Here is a 22,650-nt window from a genome sequence, read left to right as displayed (position 1 = left end):
GCTTGATGGCGTGTTTCAGAAGTGCGCCTTGAGCAACAGGCTGGCGGTGTTCTGGTCGGTCGAGCCGACGAAGTTCTCGCTGACGAAACCGCCGTCCTTGATGCCGTACTTGTTCTTCCAGTAGTCGTACTCGATGCCCACGTACAGCTGCTTCTCGCCCCACTTCAGCGCCTTGCCCAGGTCGTACTTGATCTGCGGGTTGAAGTGCAGGTTGGCGTGGTAGTCGCCGCGGCGATTGCTGTCGTTGTCCACCACCCAGTCCATGAAACCATCGATGAGAATGTCCGATTCGCCCACCGGGATGGTGTAGCTCCACACCGGGGTGATCTGCCAGACGTTGCTGCCGGCGCGGCTGCCGTCGGTGGTGCGCAGGTAGGTGTTGAGCTGGAAGTAGTCGAAACCGGGGATGTCGAGGTCGATCGCCGGGCCGATCAGGTAGGAGTCGACGTCGTCTTCACCGAACTCATAGGTGGTGGCGATCAGCACGTCCTTGATCGGGCCGAAGGAGAGGTCGGCACCGGTGAGCTTGCCCAGCGAGAAGCGCGGGCTGAGTTCGCCGTAGAAGGTATGGCCGTCACCGGCGCCGTTGGTGGCGTCGGTGTTGTACTTGATCACGTCGACGAACAGGAACAGGTCCCCAAAGCTCCAGCCGCTGGCGTGCTCGAAGGTGACGGTCTGCTGAATCTCCGGGTCGATCTTGAAGTCCTGGCCGTAGAGGTAGGTCAGGCTGTTGTTCTGCCACTGCAGCAGGTCATCGGCGATGGCCTGGCCGCCTGCCAGCAGAGCGCTGACGAACGCCAGCGAAGAGAGAGTGCGATTCATGGAAGCTCCTGGTGGTTAAGACGTGTCGTTATGGTTTTTGTGGCTTGCTATCCCTGGCGGGCCGTCGGCGTAGCCGACGTCAACAATCGCTCCCGGCGATTTTTTGTGGCCTGCCATCCAAGGCGGACAGCCTTCGGGCCGTCGCAGACCGAGGTTCAAAACACCTCCGGCGTTTTTAAACCTGTCCGCCTGGTCAGGCTGGTGCTGCTAGAGCAAAAACGGCGCCAATTCTCTTTATTGCTCATATCCGTTGCAAATCAATTGGATGCGCGGATTTTTCAGGCTCACTCAGGCGCCTGTGTTGCACCCTTTTCTGACCACAAGGACAAAAACGGCCATAACTTGGTGCGCAACCGTTTGGCGGTTGCGGCGATGCTTTCTCACAGCTGTGCTTGATTAGTTTGATTATGATCGTAATTTAATATTTAAATTATGACCGTAATCTAATTGGTGAGAGGATCTCCTCTCACTCATCACGCCACCCAGGAGACCTGCCATGAATGCCCAATCCACCCTCGGAACCGCTCTGGTCACTGGTGCCTCGTCCGGCATCGGCGCCACCTATGCCGAACGCCTGGCCCGACGTGGTCATGACTTGCTGCTGGTGGCGCGCGATGCCCAGCGCCTCGATGCGCTGGCCAAGCGCCTGGGCGCCGAGTACGGCGTTGCAATCGAGGTGATGCCGGCGGATCTCACCAGCAAGGCCGATGTGCTCAAGGTGGAAAAGCGTTTGCGCGAGGACTCGAGCATCGCGTTGCTGATCAACAACGCCGGTGTCGCCATGAACGGTCCGCTGGCTGCCGCCGACCTGGACCAGGCCGAGACCATGATCCAGCTCAACGTCGTGGCGCTGACGCGTTTGGCCGCAGCGGCTGCGGCCAATTTCTCCGCGGCGGGGCGTGGCGGCATCATCAATCTTGGTTCGGTGGTGGCGCTGGCGCCGGAGATGTTCAATGCGGTGTACAGCGCGACCAAGGCCTATGTGCTGAGCCTGACCCAGACCCTGGCAGGTGAGTTGCGTGGTTCGGGGGTGCAGTTGCAGGCGGTGATGCCGGGCGTGACGCGCACCGAAATCTGGGAGCGCAGCGGCACCGATGCCTCCGCGTTGCCGCCGTCGATGATCATGGAAGTGGGCGAGATGGTCGATGCGGCGTTGGCCGGCTTCGATCAGGGCGAACTGGTGACCATACCCTCGCTGCCGGATGCAGCCGACTGGGACGCCTTCGTCGACGCCCGCGCCGTGCTGGGGCCGAACCTGTCGCGCGACCAGGCGGCTGCGCGCTACAAGTGATACCAGGGGGTTCGAGCGGACGGTAGGGTGCGCCCTGCCGGTATGTCACGGAGCGTAGGGTGCGCCATGCGCACCGGGGTGACGCTGGTCTGCGACTTGCCACGAAACCCGCCTGCGCTCATGTGGAAAGCTGGTGCGCGCGGCGCACCCTACGGGTATGTCGCGCACCCATACGGTATGTCACGGAGCGTAGGGTGCGCCATGCGCAACGCTTGCCTGTCTGCTATTGCCCCTGCACCTGTTCGATCAACAGGCGACGGGTCGTCTTCAGCAGGCGGTCCGACAGCTCCGGGTCCTTGACGCTACGCGATAGCAGCAGGGCGCCGACCATGGTCGAGAGCAACAGCACGCTCTGCTCGGCGGCATCATCACCATCGAGGTTGTTCTCGATCAGGTCCAGACGGTCGCGCACCAGGGCGTCGGTGGTTTCGCTGGCCTCGCCACGCTGGCCCAACTCGGCGGACATGGTTGGCAGTGGGCAGCCACTGCCGGGGTTGGCGCGATGCGCGCTGGACAGGTAGCTGGCGATAAAGCGTGGCAGCGGCGCCTCGGCATCCTTGGCCAGCGCCTCGGTGCTGCGGGACAGTTCATCCACCGCATGGCGCAGGGCGTTTTCCACCAGATCGTCCTTGGACTTGAAGTGGGCATAGAAACCGCCATGGGTCAGGCCCAGTGCCTTCATCAGCGGCTGCAGGCCGGTGGCGCCGACACCATCGCGGCGAAAGCGCAGGGCCGCCTCCTCGATGATGCGTTGGTGGGTCTTGGCCTTGTGGTCTTCCGAATAGCGCATGGGCTTTCTCGTCTATCAGATGCTGGCTGTCATCTTACACTTGCGTCGCTGTTCTGGCGCGGCGCGTTCATGTCGAGAATCAGGCAGGTGGTGGAGGCGACGGCGTAGAGGCGTTCGTCGACGTCGTACAGGCGGCCTTCGGCCAGCGCGGTGGAGCGGCCGACGTGGATGATGCGGCCTTCGGCGCGTACCGGACCGACTTCGCTGCGCAGCGCGCGGATGTAGCTCACTCGCAGGTCCGCAGTGGTGTAGCCCTGGCCCGTCTTGAGCAGGGTATGCACGGCGCAGCCCATGCAGGAGTCGAGCAGGGTGGCGATGTAGCCGCCGTGCACGCTGCCCAGCGGGTTGTAGTGGCGCTGATCGGGCGTGCCCTGAAAGACGAACAGGCCGCTGGCCCATTGCACCGGGGTGAAGTCGAGCACCGCGTTGATCGGTGGCGAGGGCAGGTCGCCACGGCCGATGCCGTCGAAGAAATCCATCGGCGTCATGGCGGCTACTTCCGCCAGGCTGAGGGTGCCGGGAGCGGCGAGCTGGTTGCGAATGGCCTGTTCCTCGGCGATCCAGGTGGCGAGGCGGGCGTCTCGGGACAAGGCGGTCATGCGGGCTCCAGATAAATATGATGGACGACATTCAATGTTTCATATTATGTTCGAAATATAAATAGCCGCCAGTCGCTGTCCATTGGAGCCCCGTCATGCAGCCTTCCCGTGTTCTGTTGATCATCCTGATGCTGCTCACCGCACTGGGGGAAACCTCCACGCAGTTGCTGATTCCCGCCCTTGGTGAGCTGGAGCGTGGTCTGCAGGCCGAACCCGGGAGCAGTCTGTTGGCGCTGTCGCTGTTCGTCGGTGCCTTTGGCCTTGGCCAGTTGCTGCTCGGGCCGCTGTCGGATCGGTTGGGGCGCCGCCCGGTATTGCTCGCCGGGCTGAGTCTTTATCTGCTGGCGACCCTGGGCATGCTGCTGGCGCCGAACATCGAGGTGCTGATCGGCATGCGTGTGCTGCAGGGCCTGGGCGCCTGTGCGGCGCTGGTGCTGGCGCGCGCCATCGTCCGTGACGTGTGGCAGGAACAGGCGGGGCCGGCCCTGGCGCTGACCGTGCTGGGCATGTTCGCGGCCATCGTCCTGTCGCCGGTGGTCGGCGGCCTGCTGACCCAGTACGGCGGCTGGCGCGCGCCGCTGCTGGCGACCGTGGTGCTTGGTAGCCTGGCCTTGCTGGCGGTGCTTAGCCGTTATCGTGAGAGCCATCTGCAGCGCGATCCCCTGGCTGGTCGGCTCAAAGGCCTGTGGGCCAGTTACCTGCAGGTGTGGCCCAGTTGCCGCGCCTTGGCGCTGACCATCGCCTGCACCTATGGTGCGATGTTCGTGGTGGTGGCGGGTTCCTCGTCGGTGTACATCGGCCTGCTGGGGCTGAGCGCCGCGCAATACGGGCTGACCTTCGCCCTGATCGTTTCCGGCCTGCTCGGCGGCGCGCTGTTCACCCTGCGCAACGTGCAGCGCCTGGGGCCGCAGAAGGTGGTGGGCATCGGCGTCGTGCTGGTGCTGCTTGGGTCGTTGCTGACCCTGGCGATCTATCTGCTGTTCGGTCTGTCGCTGTTGGGGCTGTCGCTGCCGCAGGTATTGGTGACGCTGGGCGGTGGCATGCTGCTGCCGGCAGCGGTGGCCGGCGCGGTGATTCCCAATCCGCAGCGTGCCGGGTTGGCTGCGGGGCTGATGGGCTTTTCGCAGATGGCCGGCGCCACCTTGGCTGGCCTGCTGCTCGGCGCCCTGCAGGATGGTTCGGCCTGGCCTATGGTTGCCTTGAATGCGCTGTTCGCCATGTTGGCGTTTCTGTTCTTCCACCTCTTGCGCGTGCGCCCGGCCGTCACGGCTGCGGTGGCTGGCAAACTTCCCTGATTCGAGGACAAAGCTATGAGCAGCTATGACGTGGTCATCATCGGCGCCGGCCCCGGCGGCTACAACGCGGCGATTCGCGCCGGGCAACTGGGTCTGAAGGTGGCCTGCGTGGAGGGGCGCGAAACGCTCGGTGGCACCTGCCTGAACGTCGGCTGCATGCCGTCCAAGGCCTTGCTGCATGCATCCGAGCTCTACGAGGCTGCCGCCGGTGGTGAGTTGAGCGCCCTGGGGGTGGAGGTCACGCCGACGCTCAACCTGGTGCAGATGATGAAGCAGAAGGCCGATAGCGTCGAAGCGCTGACCAAGGGCGTGGAGTTTCTGTTTCGCAAGAACAAGGTGGAGTGGGTCAAGGGCTGGGGGCGTATCGATGGCCCAGGGCGAGTGCAGGTCAAGCTGAGCGAAGGCGGTGAGCGCCTGCTGGAGACGAAGAACATCGTCATCGCCACCGGCTCGGAGCCAACACCTTTGCCGGGTGTGGAGATCGACAACCTGCGCATCCTCGACTCCACCGGCGCGCTGTCGCTGCCCGAGGTGCCCAGGCACCTGGTGGTGATCGGTGCCGGGGTGATCGGTCTGGAGCTGGGCTCGGTGTGGCGCCGCCTGGGCAGCCAGGTCACGGTGGTGGAATACCTCGAGCGCATCTGCCCCGGCCTCGATGGCGAGACGGCCAAGACCCTGCAGCGCACCCTGAGCAAGCAAGGCATGAGCTTCAAGCTCGGCACCAAGGTCACCGGTGCCAAGACGGGCAAGCCCGGCGTGACCCTGACGCTGGAGCCGGCAGCAGGCGGCGCGAGCGAGACCCTGGAAGCCGATTACGTACTCGTGGCCATCGGTCGACGCCCTTACACCAAAGGTCTCGGGCTGGAGAGCGTCGGCCTGCACACCGACAAGCGCGGCATGCTCGGCAATGAAAAACACCAGAGCGGCGTACCGGGCGTGTGGGTGATCGGTGATGTCACCTCCGGGCCGATGCTGGCGCACAAGGCCGAAGACGAGGCAGTGGCCTGTATCGAGCGTATCGCCGGGCATGCCGCCGAGGTCAACTACGGGGTGATCCCCGGGGTGATCTACACCCGCCCGGAAGTGGCCAGCGTCGGCAAGGGCGAGGAGGAACTGAAGGCCGAGGGGCGCGCCTACAAGGTGGGCAAGTTTCCCTTCACCGCCAATAGTCGGGCGAAGATCAACCACGAGACCGAAGGTTTCGTGAAGATCCTCGCCGATGCCAGCACCGACCAGATTCTCGGCGTGCACATGATCGGCCCGAGCGTGGGCGAATTGATTGGCGAGTATTGCGTGGCCATGGAGTTCTGCGCCTCGGCCGAGGACATCGCGCTGACCTGCCACCCGCACCCGACCCGTTCCGAGGCAGGGCGCCAGGCAGCGATGGGGGTGCATGGCTGGACGATGCAGGCCTGAGAGCGGGGGGAGGGTGTCGCGGGTAGTCCAGGCCGTGCCTGTCGGGTGTTGCGTCGATTGAACGATCGCATCGGTGCGCGCGGCGCACCCTACGAGTGTCGCCCGGATTTCATCCGGGCTACGGCGCTGCGTACTCGGCGTCAGAGTACGTGGTCGAGGTTCACCGGTTCGCCCGGCTGGACGTTGAGTTTGCTGCGGATGTCGGCGAACACCTTGTCGTACTCGTCGTGGCCGCGCATCACCGGGCTGGCGTTGGGGTGCAGGCCATGGCGGGCTGCGATGCGGGTCGCCACGCTGGCGAAGTTGAAGGCGACGTCGCGGTGCAGTTCGAACTCTTCGTCGAAGTGCCGGCCGTCCACGTCGCCGACCAGGCGCATGTGCAGCATTGGCCCATGCTGCGGGTCCTTGCGCACCTCGTAGTAGAAGTCCACCGAAAACGGCGGCAGCAGGCGCATGTGCTCGGGGCGGTCGTTGTTGTCGCGGTGCAGGTGACCGGGGGTGAACATGATCGAGACCTCCCTCAGCGATAGGCGATGCTGTTGTAGTCCAGGCTGATGCGCGTGCCCGAGCGACCCTGGACGATGGCTTCGATATTTTCCAGCGAGCCGATTACCGCAGTGCTGCCGGTGTTACGCGCGAACTCGCAGGCGGCCTGCACTTTCGGGCCCATGGAGCCGGCGGCGAAGCCGAGTTTCTCGATCTCGTCGGGATGCGCTTCGGCGATGGATTGCTGCGTGGGTTTGCCCCAGTCGATATAGGCCGCGTCGACATCGGTGGCGATCACCAGCAGGTCGGCATTGAGCTGTTCGGCCAGCAGTGCCGAGCACAGGTCCTTGTCGATCACCGCTTCGACGCCACGCAACTGGTTGCCGTCGTACATGGTCGGGATACCGCCGCCGCCGGCGCAGATCACCACGCTGCCTTTTTCCAGCAGCCACTTGATCGGGCGAATCTCGAAGATGCGCTGCGGCCTGGGGCTGGCCACCACGCGGCGGAACTTGTCGCCGTCCGGGGCGATGCTCCAGCCTTTCTCGGCGGCCAGGCGTTCGGCTTCTTCCTTCGTATAGACCGGGCCGATGGGCTTGGTTGGTTTCTTGAATGCCGGGTCGGCGCTGTCCACTTCCACCTGCGTGAGCAGGGTGGCGAAGGGCACTTCGAAGGGCAGCAGGTTGCCTAGTTCCTGTTCGATCATGTAGCCGATCATGCCTTCGGTCTCGGCGCCGAGCACGTCCAGCGGGTAGGGGTTGGCCGCGTCATAGGCGTTGCCCTGCAGGGCCAGCAGGCCGACCTGCGGGCCGTTGCCGTGGGCGATCACCAGCTCGACGCCGTCTGCCACCTTGGCGATCTGCTGGCAGGCGATACGCACGTTGTCACGCTGGTTTTCCGCGGTCATGGCTTCGCCGCGGCGAAGCAGGGCGTTGCCGCCCAGGGCGATGACGAGTCGCATGGTGTTCTCCTTGTTCGTGTTCGTAGCCCGGATGCAATCCGGGGCAGTGGAACAGGTCGTTCCCGGATTGCATCCGGGCTACATGACGGCGTTACCGGCCAGCCCCTCTCCCCTGGCCCCTCTCCCGCAAGCGGAAGAGGGGAGGCAAGCGTGCAGCGTTAGATGTCAGCCAGAGTGGCGACCAGAATCGCCTTGATGGTGTGCATGCGGTTTTCCGCCTGCTCGAAGGCGATGTTCCAGGGCGACTCGAAGACGTCTTCGGTGACCTCGATGCCGTTCTTCAGGTGCGGATACTGCTCGGCGATCTGCTTGCCGACCTTGGTCTCGCTGTTGTGGAAGGCCGGCAGGCAGTGCATGAATTTCACCCGTGGGTTGCCGGCGGCCTTCATGATTTCGGCGTTGACCTGATAGGGCAGCAACTCCTGGATGCGTTCGCCCCAGGCTTCCACCGGCTCGCCCATGGACACCCAGACGTCGGTATGGACGAAGTCGACGCCCTTGACCGCTTCCTTCGGGTCTTCGGTAAGCAGGATGCGTGCGCCACTTTCACTGGCGAACTGCTTGCAGGCGGCGACGTGTTCCTCGCTCGGCCACAGCGCCTTGGGCGCGGCGATGCGCACGTCCATGCCGAGCTTGGCGCCAATCAGCAGCAGCGAATTGCCCATGTTGTTGCGCGCATCACCGAGGTAGGCGTAGGCAATGTCGTGCAGCGGCTTGTCGCTGTGCTCGCGCATGGTCAGCACGTCGGCGAGCATCTGCGTCGGGTGGTACTCATCGGTCAGGCCGTTGAACACCGGCACGCCGGCATAGCTGGCCAGCTCCTCGACGATCTCCTGCTTGAAGCCGCGATACTCGATGGCGTCGTACATGCGCCCGAGCACGCGGGCGGTGTCCTTCATCGATTCCTTGTGGCCGATCTGCGACGAATTGGGGTCGATGTAGGTGACGTTGGCGCCCTGGTCGTAGGCCGCCACCTCGAAGGCGCAGCGGGTGCGGGTCGAGGTCTTCTCGAAGATCAGCGCGATGTTCTTGCGGGTCAGGTGCTGCTGCTCGGTGCCGGTGTACTTGGCGCGCTTGAGATCGCGCGACAGGTCGAGCAGGTAACGCAGCTCGCGGGTGCTGTGGTGCATCAGGCTGAGCAGGTTACGGTTGTGCATGTTGAAAGCCATGATTCGTTCTCCGTTGAGAATGCTGTGCGAGGGATGCCCCTCACCCCCGGCCCCTCTCCCGGGGGGAGAGGGGTGGCTTGGTGATCAGTAATCGATAGGGTCGCGGATGATCGGGCAGGTCATGCAGTGGCCGCCGCCACGGCCGCGCCCCAGTTCGCTGGCGCTGATGGTGATGACCTCGACGCCGGCCTTGCGCAACAGGGTGTTGGTGTAGGTGTTGCGGTCGTAGCCGATCACCACGCCTGGCTCCAGGCAGACCACGTTGTTGCCGTCGTCCCACTGCTCGCGTTCGGCCTCGTAAGCATCGCCGCCGGTCTCCACCACGCGCAGCTTCTTCAGATTGAGGGATTCGGCGACCACGTCGACGAAGGGTTTGTCCTCGCGGCGTACGTCGATGCCGCCAGGGCGGCTCTCGTCCGGGCGCAGGATGAAGGGCACGATGCTGTTGGCCACTTCCGGGAAGATGGTCACCAGGTCGTGGTCACAGAAACTGAACACGGTATCCAGGTGCATGGCCGCACGGGAACGGCCGAGGCCTGCAACCACCACCCTGTCTGCCGCACCCTTGGCGAATAGCGCGCGTGCGACCTGGCCGATGGCCTGGTGCGAGCTGCGTTCGCCCATGCCGATCAGCACGGTGCCGTTGCCGATGGGCATCACGTCGCCGCCTTCCAGGGTGGCCGAGCCGTGGTCCTGATCCGGATCGCCGTACCAGATCTCGAAGGGCTCATTGGCGAAGTCCGGGTGGAAGGTGTAGATGGCGCTGGTGAGCAGAGTTTCCTGACGGCGTGCGGGCCAGTACATGGGGTTCAAGGTGACGCCGCCATAGATCCAGCAGGTGGTGTCGCGGGTGAACTGGGTGTTGGGCAGCGGCGGGAAGATGAAGCTGGCTTCGCCGAGGTAGGCGTTGAACATCTTCGCCGCCTCGGAATCCGTGTGCTTGGCCAGGTCGGCGCCGGATACGCCGCCGATCAGGAACTCGGCGATCTTGCGGGGCTCCAGCCCTTCGATGAAGGCGCGCACTTCATTCTGCAGACCGAGGCCGACGCTGTTGGGGGTGATCTTGCGGTCGAGAATCCACTTCAGCGCGTTGGGGTCGCTGACGGTCTCTTCCAGCAGGTTGTGCATCTCCACCACTTCGATGCCGCGTTCGCGCATCTTGGTCATGAAGTCGAAGTGGTCGCGCTTGGCCTGGGATACCCAGATCACATCGTCGAACAGCAGTTCGTCGCAGTTGCCGGGGGTCAGGCGCAGGTGGGCGAGGCCTGGCGAACAGACCATCACCTTGTGCAGTTTGCCAGCTTCGGAATGAACGCCGAGGGGCTTCTTGGACATATCGAACTCCTTCTCTTACAGACTCAGGAAACCGTCATACAGCCCGTAGGCGGCGATGGCGGCACCGATCAGTACGGCGACGAAAATGATCTTCTCGACGCCGGTGAAAATGGGCTGTCCCAGTTCGCGCTTGGCCTTGGCGAAGAGGAGCGCGCCAGGGGCATAGAGCAGCGCGGACAGCAGCAGGTACTGCACGCCGGCGGCGTACACCAGCCACACCGCGTACAGGGTGGAGATGGCCGCGATCAGCAGGTCCTTGTTGCGCTCCCCGGCTGCGTTCTCGTAGGTCTCGCCGCGTACCGCCAGCAATACTGCGTAGGCGCTGGACCAGAAGTACGGCACCAGGATCATCGAGGTGGCCAGGTACAGCAGGCTGAGGTAGGTGGAGGCGCTGAACAGGGTGATGACCAGAAACAGCTGGATCAGTCCGTTGGACAGCCACAGCGCATTGGCCGGAACGTGGTTGGCGTTCTCCTTGCGCAGGAATTCCGGCATGGTGTGGTCGCGGGCGCTGGCGAAGAGAATCTCGGCGCACAGCAGCGTCCACGACAGCAGCGCGCCGGCCAGCGAGACGATCAGGCCGATGGCGATCAGCTGTGCGCCCCAGGGACCGACCACCTGCTCCAGCACGCCGGCCATGGACGGGTTCTTCAGCCCGGCCAGTTCGGCCTGGGCCATGATGCCCTGAGACAGGATGTTGACCAGTACCAGCAGCAGAAGCACGCCGACGAAACCGATCACCGTGGCCTTGCCGACGTCACTGCGCTTCTCTGCACGGGCGGAGAAGATGCTCGCGCCCTCGATGCCGATGAACACCCAGACGGTGACCAGCATCATGTTGCGCACCTGATCCATCACGCTGCCCAGCTCGCTGTTGCCACGGCCCCAGAAGTCGCTGGTGAACACATCGAGCTTGAAGGCGATGGCGGCGATGACGATGAACAGCGCCAGTGGCAGCATCTTGGCGATGGTGGTCACGGTGTTGATGAAGGCGGCTTCCTTGATCCCGCGCAGCACCAGCACGTGCAGCAGCCAGAGCAGCACGGATGCGCAGATCACGGCGGGCAATGTATTGCCCTCGCCGAATACCGGGAAGAAGTAACCCAGGGTGGAGAACAGCAGCACCATGTAGCTGACGTTGCCGATCCAGGCGCTGATCCAGTAGCCCCAGGCCGAGGAGAAGCCCATGTAGTCGCCGAAACCGGCCTTGGCGTAGGCGTAGACGCCGCCGTCGAGTTCGGGCTTGCGGTTGGCCAGGGTCTGGAACACGAACGCCAGGGTCAGCATGCCCACGCCGGTGATCAGCCAGCCGATCAGGGTGGCACCGGCGCTGGCGCTGGCGGCGATGTTCTGCGGCAGCGAGAAGATGCCGCCGCCGACCATGGAGCCGACGACCAGCGCGATCAGCGCACCGAGGCGGAGTTTTTGCGTTGAATCAGACATCTCAATTACCTCCGTGTCACAGGGGGACATAGGTATTGAGCGCGTTTGGCGAGCACAGCATCCTGACTTGAATCAAGGGTCGGGATTCGTCAACGCACATCCTTGTTGCAAGCGTTGTCGAGCACCTGAACGAGTCAGGACTGCAGCTCTGTCTGGCACGCTGAGGCGCCAGTCCAATCACGATAGTCCGTACTTTCCGTTACGCAATGATGGCGAGTTGAGATGGGATGAAGGCGGGGGGATGAAATGGGCGGGGCGGTTGGCCCCGCTCGACGCGCCGGCCGGATAGGCTGGCGCAGACCCGAAGGTCAGGAGGAGAGAGCACGGCGCCGGGCGGATAGCCCCTGCAGGCAGTTGCGTCGTGTGGGTGCAGCATGGCGCGGAAAGCTTTCAGCCCGCTTTCCGCGCCATTACCGGCCGAGGAATATCAGCCGATGGTCATCAGGCTGGCGTTGCCGCCGGCCGCTGCGGTGTTGACGCTCAGCGCGTGTTCCACCAGCAGGCGTTCCAGGGCGATGTCGGTCTCGCCCTTGTTCAGGCCGTGCACGCCGACGATGGCGCCCTTGCGCTGGGCCGCCTGCTCGCTGACCGCGCGCAGCTGGTCGGAATCGCCGTGGTGCAGGATGGCGTCCAGCTCCACGTCGACGCTGTTCCAGTCGGCCACCAGCTGGATGTGCTTCTGCACCTCTTTCGGCAGTTCGGCGTACAGCGCGCGCTGGCTCTCCAGCCAGATCGCCTGGCTGCCCACGGCCAGGGTGGCGGCCAGTTGGGCGAGCAGGTCGCCGCGTTCGTCGGCCAGGTTCAGCACGTGCTCGCGCGGCAGCAGGCTGTAGCTGTTGCGCTCGCCGGTCGGGCCGGTCAGCACGTGGCTGCTGTAGCTCTGCGACAGCGCGCGGTACTGCTCGAACAGCGCGGCGATGGCCGGCTCCTGCTTGCCTGCCCATTCGGCAAAGGCACTGCGCACCTTGTCCAGCTCGGTCGGAACCGGCAGGGCCTGCACGTCGGCCTGTTGCAGGTACTGGGCGACGGCGTCCTGCGGACGGGTCGAGAGCAGGCGATAGAGGTACAGCGGGCCACCGGCTTTCGGGCCGGTACCGGACAGGCCTTCGCCACCGAACGGCTGCACGCCGACCACGGCGCCGACCATGTTGCGGTTCACATACAGGTTGCCGACCTTAGCCGTGCCGACCACCTGGGCGATGGTCTCGTCGATGCGCGTGTGCACGCCGAGGGTCAGGCCGTAGCCGCTGTCGTTGATCTGCTGCAGCAGCTTGCCGAGATCCGCGCGCTGGTAGCGCACCACGTGCAGCACCGGGCCGAAGATCTCGCGCTTCATCTCGTCGAAGCTGTCCAGCTCGATCAGGGTCGGCACGACGAAGGTGCCGCGCTTGATCTCGTCAGCGTTGACGCGCGCCAGCTGGGTGACCTTGCGGCCTTTCTCGCGCAGCTTGGCGATGTGGGTGTCGATGCCAGCCTTGGCTTCGGCGTCGATCACCGGGCCGATGTCGGTGTTCAGGCGCTCCGGATTGCCGAGGCTGTATTCGGCCATGGCGCCCTTGAGCATGGTCAGCACGCGGTCGGCCACGTCGTCCTGCACGCACAGCACGCGCAGGGCCGAGCAGCGCTGGCCGGCGCTGTCGAAGGCGGAGGCGACCACGTCCATCACCACTTGCTCGGTCAGCGCAGAGGAGTCGACGATCATGGCGTTGAGGCCGCCGGTTTCGGCGATCAGCGGGATGGTGCGGCCCTGGGCATCCAGGCGACCGGCGATGTTGCGCTGGAGGATGCCGGCCACTTCGGTGGAGCCGGTGAACATCACCCCGCGCACGCGCTCGTCACCCACCAGGCGCGCGCCGACGGTTTCGCCACGGCCCGGCAGTAACTGCACGGCGCCAGCCGGTACGCCGGCTTCGAGCAGGATGCGCACGGCCTGGGCGGCGATCAGCGGGGTCTGTTCGGCCGGCTTGGCCAGCACGGTGTTGCCGGCGGCCAGCGCGGCGGCCACCTGGCCACTGAAGATCGCCAGGGGGAAGTTCCACGGGCTGATGCACACCACCGGGCCCAGCGGGCGGTGGCTGTCGTTGCCGAAGCTGCGTGCCTGGATCGCGTAGTAGCGGAGGAAGTCCACCGCCTCGCGCACCTCGGCGATGGCGTTGGCGAAGGTCTTGCCGGACTCGCGTACCAGCAGGCCCATCAGTTGCTGCAGCTCGGCTTCCATCAGGTCGGCGGCGCGCTCCAGCACGGCGGCGCGCTCGGCTGGCCGGGTGGACTGCCAGATCTGCCCGCTGGCCAGGGCGCAGAGGATGGCGCTGTCGACATCCTTGACGCTGGCTTCGCGCACGTGGCCGACCAGGTCACGATGATCGGCCGGGTTGCGTACCGGCTCCGGCTCGCCCGGGTTGGGTGCATCGCAGCCGAGCATCGGTTCGGCGACGTAGCTGAGATTGGTGGACGACAGCAGCGCCGAGGACAGCGAGCCGAGGCGGTGTTCGTTGGCCAGGTCGAGGCCGGCGGAGTTGACCCGGTCCTTGCCGTACAGATCACGCGGCAGGGCGATACGCGGATGCGGCAGGCCGATGGCGCCTTCCTGAGCGGCCATTTGCTCGACCTGCAGCACCGGGTCGAGCACCAGATCCTTGAGCGAAATGCTGTGGTCGGCGATGCGGTTGACGAAGCTGGTGTTGGCGCCGTTTTCCAGCAGGCGGCGTACCAGGTAGGCCAGCAGGGTCTCGTGGCTGCCCACCGGTGCGTAGATGCGGCAAGGGCGGTTCAGCTTGCCGTCGGCGATCTTGCCCACCACCTGCTCGTACAAAGGTTCGCCCATGCCGTGCAGGCACTGGAACTCGTACTGGCCCGGGTAGTAGTTCTGCCCGGCCAACTGGTAAATGGCCGACAGCGAGTGGGCGTTGTGGGTGGCGAACTGCGGGTAGATGGCTTCCGGCGCGGCCAGCAGCTTGCGTGCGCAGGCCAGGTAGGACACGTCGGTGTACGGTTTGCGGGTGTACACCGGGTAGCCTTCCAGACCGTTCACCTGGGCCAGCTTGATCTCGCTGTCCCAGTAGGCACCCTTGACCAGGCGGATCATCAGGCGATGACGGCTGCGCTTGGCCAGGTCGATGACGTAGTCGATCACGTACGGGCAGCGCTTCTGGTAGGCCTGGATGACGAAGCCGATGCCGTTCCAGCCGGCGAGGCTTGGCTCGAAGCACAGGCGCTCGAGCAGATCCAGCGACAGCTCCAGGCGGTCGGCTTCCTCGGCGTCGATGTTGAGGCCGATGTCGTACTGCTTGGCCAGCTGGGTCAGGCCCAGCAGGGTCGGGTACAGCTCGTCCATCACACGCTCGTACTGAGCGCGGCTGTAGCGCGGGTGCAGGGCGGAGAGCTTGATCGAGATGCCCGGGCCTTCGTAGATGCCGCGACCGTGCGAGGCCTTGCCGATGGCGTGGATGGCCTGCTCGTAGGAGGCCAGGTAACGCTTGGCGTCTTCCTCGGTCAGCGCGGCTTCACCGAGCATGTCGTAGGAGTAGCGGAAGCCCTTCGCTTCCAGGGTGGCGGCGTTGGCCAGGGCTTCGGCGATGGTTTCGCCGGTGACGAACTGCTCGCCCATCAGGCGCATGGCCATGTCCACGCCCTTGCGGATCACCGGCTCGCCGCTCTTGCCGATGATGCGGTTGAGCGACGAGGTCATGCCGGCTTCGGTGTGGGTCGACACCAGCTTGCCGGTGATCAGCAGGCCCCAGCTCGCCGCGTTGACGAACATCGACGGGCTCTGGCCGAGGTGCTGGCTCCAGTTGCCGTTGGCAATCTTGTCGCGGATCAGCGCATCGCGAGTGGCCTTGTCGGGAATGCGCAGCAGGGCTTCGGCCAGGCACATCAGCGCCACGCCTTCCTGCGACGACAGCGAGAACTCCTGCAGCAGGCCCTGCACCAGGCCCTGGCGGCCGCTGGCGTTCTTCTGGTTACGCAGCTTCTCGGCGATGCCCAGGGCCAGCTTCTGCGAGGCCTCGGCCTGCTCCTTGTTCAGGCGCGCCTGCTCCAGCAGCATCGGCACCACTTCGGTTTCCGGGCGGCGATAGGCGCTGGTGATGGCGGCGCGCAGCACCGACTGCGGCAGGATGCTCTCGGCGAAATCGAGGAACACCTGCAGGCCCTGCTCGGTCAGCGACTCCAGCGCTTCTTCACCGGCAGCGGCGGCCAGGCCGGCATGCTCGGCGGGCGTCAGGCCACTCTCGACTTGCTCCAGATAATTGAAGATCGCCTGCTTGATCATCCAGTGCGGGGTGCGGTCGATCTGCGCAGCGGCCTTTTTCAGGCGCTCGCGGGTGGCATCGTCGAGTTTTACGCCAAGCGTGGTGGTGGCCATAGGTGTGTCCTGTTTTTGTCGGTTGTACAGGGTGAAACTGCCTGGAGCAGTTTCTGGCGTCGCTTGCGACGGCCCCAGGGGCTGCCGCCATGGATGGCGGGCAACAAAAAAGCTGCGGGAGATTAAACCCGAGAATATGCGTGGTGCAACCAGGTGCAACCAATAATTATCCTGGGCCGACGAACGTCTAATCTCTCGATATCTTCTCGGTGTTTTTACAGCCTGAGAGCGACTGGTCCGGCCCTTGATGAGCAAAGCCAGAGCGTGCTTAGGGGCGCTGTACGTTTCTGGGGTGCAACCTGGGTGCTACCCGATCGCCGACAAGGTGCTGCCTATTGATCAGGGTAGACCGCCGATATGGGAAGAGTGGTGCGAGGTGACGGATTGCAGGCGCCGAGCAGCGCCTGGCGCGGATCAGTAGCGGCAGTCTTCGCCGATGCGCTGGTAGATCAGGGTGTGCTGCTCACCGTTGGAGTCCAGATAGACCATGCGGGCTTCACCCGCTTGGCAACCTTGCGGCAGGGTCTGACTGATGACCTTGGCGATATCCAGCCGCATGCCGTAATGGTAGTGCTCGGGCGTTTCGGCATGTGCCAGGGTCGTGGCGCAGCCCAGAGCGAGCAGGCAGGCGATAGGTTTCATGATGGCCTCGATGCAAGAAAAAGGGCCGTTTCCGCGGCCCGAGGGGCGCCGGTCAGGAGCGCGGCCGGCGCCAGGTAAGCTCTGGTTCAGCCGTGCTGATTGGCGTTTTGCGTGCTCACGGTTTGCGCCTGCTGGGTGGCTGTGGCGTGCGCTTGCTGCTGATGGGCCTGCTGATGGGCCTGCTGATGAGCGACGAAGGCCGCCGACTCTTCGGCGAAGCAGGCTTGGGCGGCCAGCAGAGTGGAAAGGGACAGGACAGTGGCAGTGAGAAGGTTCTTCATTGGGGCGATCCTCTTGGGATTCTTCGTGGGTTCGAAGTCATCCTAGTGAGGCATCGAGGTGCGAAAAAGCGCGCTTCGGGTGAATGACTCTTACCTTTCGCGCAACAATCCTGCAGGCGTAGCCCAGTATTGCGCGTCATCCAGTACCGCTTCGTCACCGCGCAGCAGCGGTGGCAGTTCGGCTTTGAGAAACTCCACCCAGGTGCGGGTCTTGGCATCGAGAAAGCGTCGCGACGGATACATCGCATAGATGTTCAGGGCGCGCAGGCGGTGCTGCGGCAGGATGCGCAGCAGGCGTCCTTCACGCAGCGGCTGGCTGGCGACGAACGAGGGCAGCAGGCAGAAACCCATGCCGGCCTGGGCCGCCTTGACCAGCGCTTCGGCGACGTTGACCTGGAAGCACTCGGCCGGCAGCGCCTCCAGTTGTTCGTCACCGAAATCCCATTGGCCACGGTACAGCGGGTCGGTCAGGCGCAGGTAGCGGTGCTGCTGCAGATCGCTCGGCTGCTGCGGAGTGCCATGCTGGGCGAGGTAGCTGGGGGCGGCGCAGAGCACGCTGTAGACCGGGCCCAGGCGTTGCGCGACCAGTTGCGAGTCCGGCAGGTCGCGGGCGAAGGCGACGGTCACGTCGTGGCCGTCTTCGAGCAGATCCGGGGTGCGTTGCGCCAGCGTGAGCTCGACCACCACCTGTGGATAACGCTCGGCGTAGCGGGCGATCAATGGCGTCAGGTGCTGCAGGCCGAGGCCGGTCATGGTGTGCACGCGCAGGCGACCGCTGGGGGTGTGATGCGCGCCGCGCGCCTCGGCGTCGGCTTCGTCGATCTGGCCAAGAATCTGCCGGCAGCGCTCCAGATAGCGCTCGCCGGTTTCGGTCAGCGCCAGGCGCCGCGTGGTGCGCTGCAGCAGGCGCGCCTGCAGGTGTTGTTCCAGGTCGGTGATCAGTCGCGATACCTGCGCGGTGGACAGATCCAGCGTCTGGGCGGCAGCGGTAAAGCTGCCGCGCTCGACCACCTGAACGAACACGCGCATCGCATGCAGGGTATCCATTGTTGCTCCTGGCGTAATAGGCCAGACGCATTATGCGCGACTGCGAACCTTACAACGCACCCAGGATCAGTTGCGCTGCCACGGCGAACATCATCGCTGCCACGCCCAGGTCGATCAGGCGCCAGGTCAGTGGCCTGGCCAGCCAGGGTGCAAGCCAGGCGGCGCCGAGCGCCAGGGTGGCAAACCAGAGAAAGGAGGCGCTGGCGGCGCCTGCGGCATAGGCGCCAGGTTCAGGTTGCTGCGCACCGAGCGAGCCGATCAGCAGCACGGTATCCAGATAAACGTGCGGGTTGAGCAGGGTGACTGCCAGCGCGGCGAGCATCACTGCGCGCAAGGAGCGCGGTTCGCTGCCTGCCGCTTGCAGCGATTGCGGGCGCGCGGCGCGCAGCAGCGCCTGACTGCCGTACCAGATCAGGAAGGCCGCGCCACCCCAGCGAGCGATGGCCAGCAAGGTCGGGCTCTGCGCCAGCAGGGTGGCCAGGCCGAACACGCCGGCGGCCACCAGCAGGGCATCGCAGACGATGCACAGGGCTGCCACCGGCAGGTGATGTTCGCGGCGCAGGCTCTGCGCCAGGACGAAGGCGTTCTGCGCCCCGATGGCCATGATCAGTCCGATGGCCACCAGCAGGCCGTTGCTGTAGCTCTGCCACATCACGACAGCTCCGGCATGGACGCCGCCGACAGGGCGCGCAGGGTGGAGAGCGCCCGTTCGGCTCGCTCGCTGGGCACGAAAATATGGTCGTGATGGAAACCTGCGACCACGTTGCAGCTGATGCCGGCCTGCGCCAGGGCGGCGGAGAAGGACGCGGTCAGGCCGACAGCGGCCAGCGACGAATGCACCTCGAGGGTGATCCAGGCGGCGACGTAGTCGTAGCTCAGGCCATGGGCATCGGCGATTTCGCGCGTCAGCACCAGGCTGAGGCCCTCAGCTTCGCGCATGCTGGCGAGCGGCTGCAGGGCACTGCAGTCATGCTCGGCTGGGACGCAGCAGAACACGTACTGACCGGGGTTGAGCTGCGGCGTCATGTTCTGCAGCAGGCGTGCGAGGTTGGTTTCGGCGGGCATGGCGGGCTCCTGATTGGGCTGAATGCTGGCCAGTCTGCTGCCTGTGAATGTATAAGAGAAAGCAATATTGCTGATCGCTCATTAGGAAAATCGATTGTTCGATTACAAACTTCTCGCCGCCCTGGCTGCGGTGGTGGAGCAGGCCGGCTTCGAGCGTGCCGCGCAGGTGCTTGGGCTGTCGCAGTCGGCGGTGTCGCAACGCATCAAGTTGCTCGAAGCGCGGGTCGGCCAGCCGGTGCTGGTGCGCGCGACGCCGCCGGCGCCCACCGAAATCGGCCGGCGTCTGCTCAACCATGTGCAGCAGGTGCGCCTGCTCGAGCGCGACCTGCAAGGTCAGGTGCCGGGGCTGGATGAACAGGCCTTGCCGGAGCGTCTGCGCATCGCCATCAACGCCGATAGCCTGGCGACCTGGTGGGCGGCGGCGACGGCGGAGTTTTGCGCCACCCAGCAAGTGCTGATGGAGCTGGTGGTAGAAGATCAGGAGGTTGGCCTCAAGCGCATGCGAGCGGGCGAAGTGGCCGGTTGCGTGTGTGCTGCCGAGCGTCCGGTGGCGGGGGCGCGCAGCCTGGCGCTGGGGGCGATGCGCTATCGCGCGCTGGCCAGCCCGGGCTTCATCGCCCGGCATTTTGCTGCAGGCGTCAGCGTCGACGCGCTGGTGCGTGCGCCAGCCATCGTTTACGGCCCGGATGATCAGTTGCAGCATCGTTACCTGGCGGGCCTCGGCGTCACAGGCGCCTTCGCCTATCACCTGTGTCCCTCGTCCGAAGGATTCGTGCGCCTCGCTGAAGGCGGCTTGGGCTGGGGTCTGGTGCCGGAATTGCAAGTACGCGAGGAGCTGGCCAGCGGCAGGTTGGTGGATCTGCTGCCCGAGCGCTTCATCGATGTGCCGTTGTACTGGCACCATTGGCGCAATGGCGGCGAGTTGCTCAGCGAGCTGACCGAACGCCTGCGTCGCGCAACTGGCGGCGTGCTGGTGCAGGCGCAACCCGGTCCGTAGGGTGTATGTGCCCGCCCGACGAATGAGGCTTGGCGGGTCGGTATTCTGGCCGTTACCGACAGGGCAGGGGGGATCAGGCGCTGCTAGAGTGCGGCAACTACAAGAAGCAATGGCAGGGGATGGCGATGAGGATTCTGGTCACCGGCGCGAGTGGCTTCATCGGCGGGCGCTTCGCGCGCTTCGCGCTCGAACAGGGCCTGGACGTGCGGGTCAACGGCCGTCGTGCCGAGGGCGTGCAGCATCTGCTCAAGCGCGGTGCGCAGTTCATTCAGGGTGATCTCGGTGATGCCGAGCTGGCCCAGGCGCTGTGCCAGGATGTCGAGGCGGTGGTGCACTGCGCCGGCGCGGTGGGCGTGTGGGGCGATTACGCGCATTTTCATCAGGCCAACGTGACGGTCACCGAGAATGTCGTCGACGCCTGCCTCAAGCAGAAGGTGCGTCGCCTGGTGCATCTGTCCTCACCGTCGATCTATTTCGATGGCAAATCCCATGTCGATATTCGCGAGGAGCAGGTACCCAGACGCTTCTCCGATCACTACGGCAAGACCAAGTACCTGGCCGAGCAGCAGGTGTTCGCCGCGCAGGAGTTCGGCCTGGAGGTGATCGCCCTGCGTCCGCGTTTCGTCACCGGCGCGGGCGATACCAGCATCTTCCCACGGCTGATCGGCATGCAGCGCAAGGGACGCCTGGGGATCATCGGCAATGGCCTGAACAAGGTCGACTTCACCAACGTGCACAATCTCAACGACGCCTTGCTCAGTTCGTTGCAGGTGGGCGGTGCGGCGCTCGGCCAGGTGTACAACATCAGCAATGGCGCGCCGGTGCCGCTGTGGGACGTGGTCAATTACGTGCTACGTCGTCTGGAGCTGCCGCCGGTGACGCGACATGTGCCGTTCCCGCTGGCTTATGCGGCGGCGACGCTCAACGAAGGCGTGTGTCGGGTGCTGCCGGGGCGGCCCGAGCCGAGTCTGTTTCGCCTCGGTGTGGCGGTAATGGCCAGGGATTTCTCCCTGAACATCGACCGTGCCCGCGAGTACCTTGGCTACGAGCCCCGGGCCAGCCTGTGGGATGCACTGGATGAGTTCTGCACCTGGTGGCAGGCGCAGATGGGGCCTCAGGCGTAGATGCGCTGGCCGCGATAGATGCGTACCGAGCCGGTTGGCGCACCGACCGGTAGCTCGACGGCGGCCAGTGGCGTGGCCGCTGCGCGCTGCGGTTGATCGGACAGTTCGGCCAGGCGCTGGCCGAGGCGGCGGGTTTCTTCATCGTCGGATTTCAGGCTGCCATCGAGCATGGCACCGACCGCGTTGGGCTGGCTCAGGCGAATGTCCACGTCCTGCTCTTCGCGTAGACGACGACGCAGCGCTTTCATGCAGTCCAGTACTTCTTTGTTCAGTTCCATTGCCACTTCCCCCGATTGGTTGAAGGGTCACGGGCTCAGGCCTTCCTCGCCATCCGTAACCGCGCCAGCCTGATCTCCGTCGACTGGAACACTTCTTCGTGCTTTGCAGAACTTTCAGGCCGCCTGCTGGCTTGTGAGCGACGCGCTATCGGCTCGTTCACGACGGGAGAAAAAGCAAAGTGCGTACCAGTTCAAGTTTTGCGGAACTGCCGGGCTGCAGGCGAGTCGATGGCCCTGTCGCGCCCTTCGTCGGTGCGCCGCGCACCTGCTTGGCGCGACGCTGATGGTGTAATGGCGAATCGGTATACTGCGCGGCATTTCCGTTCATTCGTTCCAACCATAGGTCCGACCATGCGTAACGACGCCAACGACGAACTCGACAATCTGCCCAGCCTGACTCCGGAGCGCCGTGAGGATTTCGCCGAGCCGCGTGAGGAGCCCGCCGCGCGCAGCAGCCGCCTGACCAGCAGCAAGGTGCCAGTGGCCAAGGGTGCCAGCACCGGGCCGCTGTGGGCGTTGGTGGGCGCGCTGAGTTTCGCCCTGGCCGGCCTGGGCTGGTGGAGCCTGCAGCAGATCGGCCTGATGGAGCAGCGCCTGGTGGCGACCCAGGAAAGCTTCGCGCGCATCAGCGAGGAGGCGGCCGGGCGCATTCAGGATATTTCCGGCAAGGTGGTGGCGACCGAGTCCAACGTCACCAGCGGCAGCGAAGCGCTCAAACTGCAGGTCAAACAGCTGGAAAATCGTCTGGCCGAACTGGGCAAGCAGCAACAGCAGAGCGCCACGGCGCAGGCTGCACTGGACAAGCGCGTCGAGCAGTTGGGAACCGAGCTCAAGAGTGGTCTCGGTGCCAGCGCCGATTTCGACAAGCGTCTGCAGGCGCTTTCCACCGAGCAGGCCGCACTGAAGTCCGCGCAGGGGGATGCCAAGGCCACCCAGGCCGAACTGGCCAAGCTCGACACGCGTATCAAGGCCCTCGGTGGTGATATCGATGCGCTGAAGAAGCAGGGCAACCCGGCGCAATCGATCCGTAGCCTGGAGCAGGATCTGCTGGTGCTGCGCAGCGAACTGGACAACCGCCCGGCCGCCAGTGCCGGTCCGAATACCGCCGAGTTCGATGCCTTCCGCGCGCAGATGACGCGCAACATCAACACCCTGCAGAGCCAGGTAGTGAATCTGCAGCAGCAGATCAATCAGCGCTGAGTGCCACGCTCTCGATAAACGAACGCCCCGCAATGCGGGGCGTTCG

The 22,650-nt window shown here is 64.9% G+C and carries 22 protein-coding genes; 7 read left to right on the top strand and 15 right to left on the bottom strand.

Annotated features, from left to right (window positions below; translation table 11 throughout):
* Positions 1-15 precede the first annotated feature (15 nt).
* Positions 16-822: an outer membrane protein OmpK gene (locus ACN0X6_RS19505; RefSeq protein WP_417706506.1), complete on the bottom strand. Its 807-nt coding sequence runs from the start codon at positions 820-822 to the stop codon at positions 16-18.
* Positions 823-852: 30 nt separating this feature from the next.
* Here ACN0X6_RS19505 and ACN0X6_RS19500 point away from each other — a divergent pair, with 30 nt between their 5' ends.
* The gene (locus ACN0X6_RS19500; protein ID WP_417706504.1) at positions 853-1,218 is read left to right on the top strand and encodes a hypothetical protein; all 366 of its coding nucleotides are present in this window, start codon (positions 853-855) and stop codon (positions 1,216-1,218) included.
* 100 nt (positions 1,219-1,318) lie between these two features.
* Positions 1,319-2,113 (top strand): SDR family NAD(P)-dependent oxidoreductase, encoded by a 795-nt coding sequence (locus tag ACN0X6_RS19495; RefSeq protein ID WP_417706502.1) that lies wholly within the window; start codon positions 1,319-1,321, stop codon positions 2,111-2,113.
* A gap of 223 nt (positions 2,114-2,336) precedes the next feature.
* Here ACN0X6_RS19495 and ACN0X6_RS19490 read toward each other — a convergent pair whose 3' ends face one another.
* The gene (locus ACN0X6_RS19490) at positions 2,337-2,903 is read right to left on the bottom strand and encodes a TetR/AcrR family transcriptional regulator (RefSeq protein WP_417706500.1); all 567 of its coding nucleotides are present in this window, start codon (positions 2,901-2,903) and stop codon (positions 2,337-2,339) included.
* 29 nt (positions 2,904-2,932) lie between these two features.
* Positions 2,933-3,502, bottom strand: coding sequence for a PaaI family thioesterase (locus tag ACN0X6_RS19485; RefSeq protein WP_160018476.1), 570 nt, complete (start codon positions 3,500-3,502; stop codon positions 2,933-2,935).
* A 95-nt stretch (positions 3,503-3,597) separates the two neighbouring features.
* Here ACN0X6_RS19485 and ACN0X6_RS19480 point away from each other — a divergent pair, with 95 nt between their 5' ends.
* Both ACN0X6_RS19480 and lpdA read left to right on the top strand, forming a co-directional pair.
* Positions 3,598-4,797: an MFS transporter gene (locus ACN0X6_RS19480; RefSeq protein ID WP_417706497.1), complete on the top strand. Its 1,200-nt coding sequence runs from the start codon at positions 3,598-3,600 to the stop codon at positions 4,795-4,797.
* A 15-nt stretch (positions 4,798-4,812) separates the two neighbouring features.
* Positions 4,813-6,213, top strand: a complete 1,401-nt coding sequence (lpdA, locus tag ACN0X6_RS19475) for a dihydrolipoyl dehydrogenase (protein WP_417706496.1) — start codon at positions 4,813-4,815, stop codon at positions 6,211-6,213.
* 140 nt (positions 6,214-6,353) lie between these two features.
* Here lpdA and ACN0X6_RS19470 read toward each other — a convergent pair whose 3' ends face one another.
* The 11 genes from ACN0X6_RS19470 to ACN0X6_RS19420 form a co-directional block, all read right to left on the bottom strand.
* The gene (locus ACN0X6_RS19470) at positions 6,354-6,719 is read right to left on the bottom strand and encodes a DUF5064 family protein (RefSeq protein ID WP_417706494.1); all 366 of its coding nucleotides are present in this window, start codon (positions 6,717-6,719) and stop codon (positions 6,354-6,356) included.
* 14 nt (positions 6,720-6,733) lie between these two features.
* On the bottom strand, positions 6,734-7,660 hold the full coding sequence (gene arcC / locus ACN0X6_RS19465; RefSeq protein WP_417706492.1) for a carbamate kinase: 927 nt from the start codon (positions 7,658-7,660) through the stop codon (positions 6,734-6,736).
* 158 nt (positions 7,661-7,818) lie between these two features.
* Positions 7,819-8,829, bottom strand: coding sequence for an ornithine carbamoyltransferase (locus tag ACN0X6_RS19460; RefSeq protein WP_417706491.1), 1,011 nt, complete (start codon positions 8,827-8,829; stop codon positions 7,819-7,821).
* 84 nt (positions 8,830-8,913) lie between these two features.
* A complete protein-coding gene (gene arcA, locus ACN0X6_RS19455) occupies positions 8,914-10,164 on the bottom strand; it encodes an arginine deiminase (RefSeq protein WP_417706489.1) in 1,251 nt (416 codons plus the stop codon).
* Positions 10,165-10,179: 15 nt separating this feature from the next.
* On the bottom strand, positions 10,180-11,607 hold the full coding sequence (arcD, locus tag ACN0X6_RS19450; protein WP_417706487.1) for an arginine-ornithine antiporter: 1,428 nt from the start codon (positions 11,605-11,607) through the stop codon (positions 10,180-10,182).
* A 427-nt stretch (positions 11,608-12,034) separates the two neighbouring features.
* Complete coding sequence (gene putA, locus ACN0X6_RS19445) at positions 12,035-15,970, bottom strand: trifunctional transcriptional regulator/proline dehydrogenase/L-glutamate gamma-semialdehyde dehydrogenase (RefSeq protein ID WP_417706485.1); 3,936 nt, start codon at positions 15,968-15,970, stop codon at positions 12,035-12,037.
* Positions 15,971-16,384: 414 nt separating this feature from the next.
* The gene (locus ACN0X6_RS19440; protein WP_417706484.1) at positions 16,385-16,612 is read right to left on the bottom strand and encodes a DUF2790 domain-containing protein; all 228 of its coding nucleotides are present in this window, start codon (positions 16,610-16,612) and stop codon (positions 16,385-16,387) included.
* Between the two features lie 86 nt (positions 16,613-16,698).
* Positions 16,699-16,893: a hypothetical protein gene (locus ACN0X6_RS19435; RefSeq protein WP_417706482.1), complete on the bottom strand. Its 195-nt coding sequence runs from the start codon at positions 16,891-16,893 to the stop codon at positions 16,699-16,701.
* A gap of 90 nt (positions 16,894-16,983) precedes the next feature.
* On the bottom strand, positions 16,984-17,940 hold the full coding sequence (locus ACN0X6_RS19430) for a LysR family transcriptional regulator (protein WP_417706480.1): 957 nt from the start codon (positions 17,938-17,940) through the stop codon (positions 16,984-16,986).
* 49 nt (positions 17,941-17,989) lie between these two features.
* Positions 17,990-18,592 (bottom strand): LysE/ArgO family amino acid transporter, encoded by a 603-nt coding sequence (locus ACN0X6_RS19425; RefSeq protein ID WP_160018464.1) that lies wholly within the window; start codon positions 18,590-18,592, stop codon positions 17,990-17,992.
* Complete coding sequence (locus ACN0X6_RS19420; RefSeq protein ID WP_417706478.1) at positions 18,592-19,005, bottom strand: ACT domain-containing protein; 414 nt, start codon at positions 19,003-19,005, stop codon at positions 18,592-18,594. The genes ACN0X6_RS19425 and ACN0X6_RS19420 overlap by 1 nt, the downstream gene beginning before the upstream one ends.
* 94 nt (positions 19,006-19,099) lie before the next feature.
* On the opposite strand from ACN0X6_RS19420, the gene ACN0X6_RS19415 reads away from it, so the two are divergent.
* Positions 19,100-20,002: a LysR family transcriptional regulator ArgP gene (locus ACN0X6_RS19415; RefSeq protein WP_417706476.1), complete on the top strand. Its 903-nt coding sequence runs from the start codon at positions 19,100-19,102 to the stop codon at positions 20,000-20,002.
* A 125-nt stretch (positions 20,003-20,127) separates the two neighbouring features.
* Positions 20,128-21,126 carry an NAD-dependent epimerase/dehydratase family protein gene (locus ACN0X6_RS19410; protein WP_417706474.1) on the top strand — a complete coding sequence of 333 codons (999 nt, stop codon included), beginning with the start codon at positions 20,128-20,130 and terminating at the stop codon, positions 21,124-21,126.
* Here the strand turns inward: ACN0X6_RS19410 and ACN0X6_RS19405 are convergent.
* Positions 21,117-21,404, bottom strand: a complete 288-nt coding sequence (locus ACN0X6_RS19405; protein ID WP_160018460.1) for a hypothetical protein — start codon at positions 21,402-21,404, stop codon at positions 21,117-21,119. The genes ACN0X6_RS19410 and ACN0X6_RS19405 overlap by 10 nt on opposite strands.
* A 351-nt stretch (positions 21,405-21,755) precedes the next feature.
* Between ACN0X6_RS19405 and ACN0X6_RS19400 the strand changes: the two genes are divergently transcribed.
* On the top strand, positions 21,756-22,604 hold the full coding sequence (locus ACN0X6_RS19400) for an ATPase (RefSeq protein ID WP_417706472.1): 849 nt from the start codon (positions 21,756-21,758) through the stop codon (positions 22,602-22,604).
* The last annotated feature ends 46 nt before the right edge of the window (positions 22,605-22,650 follow it).

Source organism: Pseudomonas sp., assembly GCF_048269965.1.
Lineage (GTDB): Bacteria > Pseudomonadota > Gammaproteobacteria > Pseudomonadales > Pseudomonadaceae > Aquipseudomonas.
This window is presented reverse-complemented; position numbering and strand designations above follow the sequence as displayed.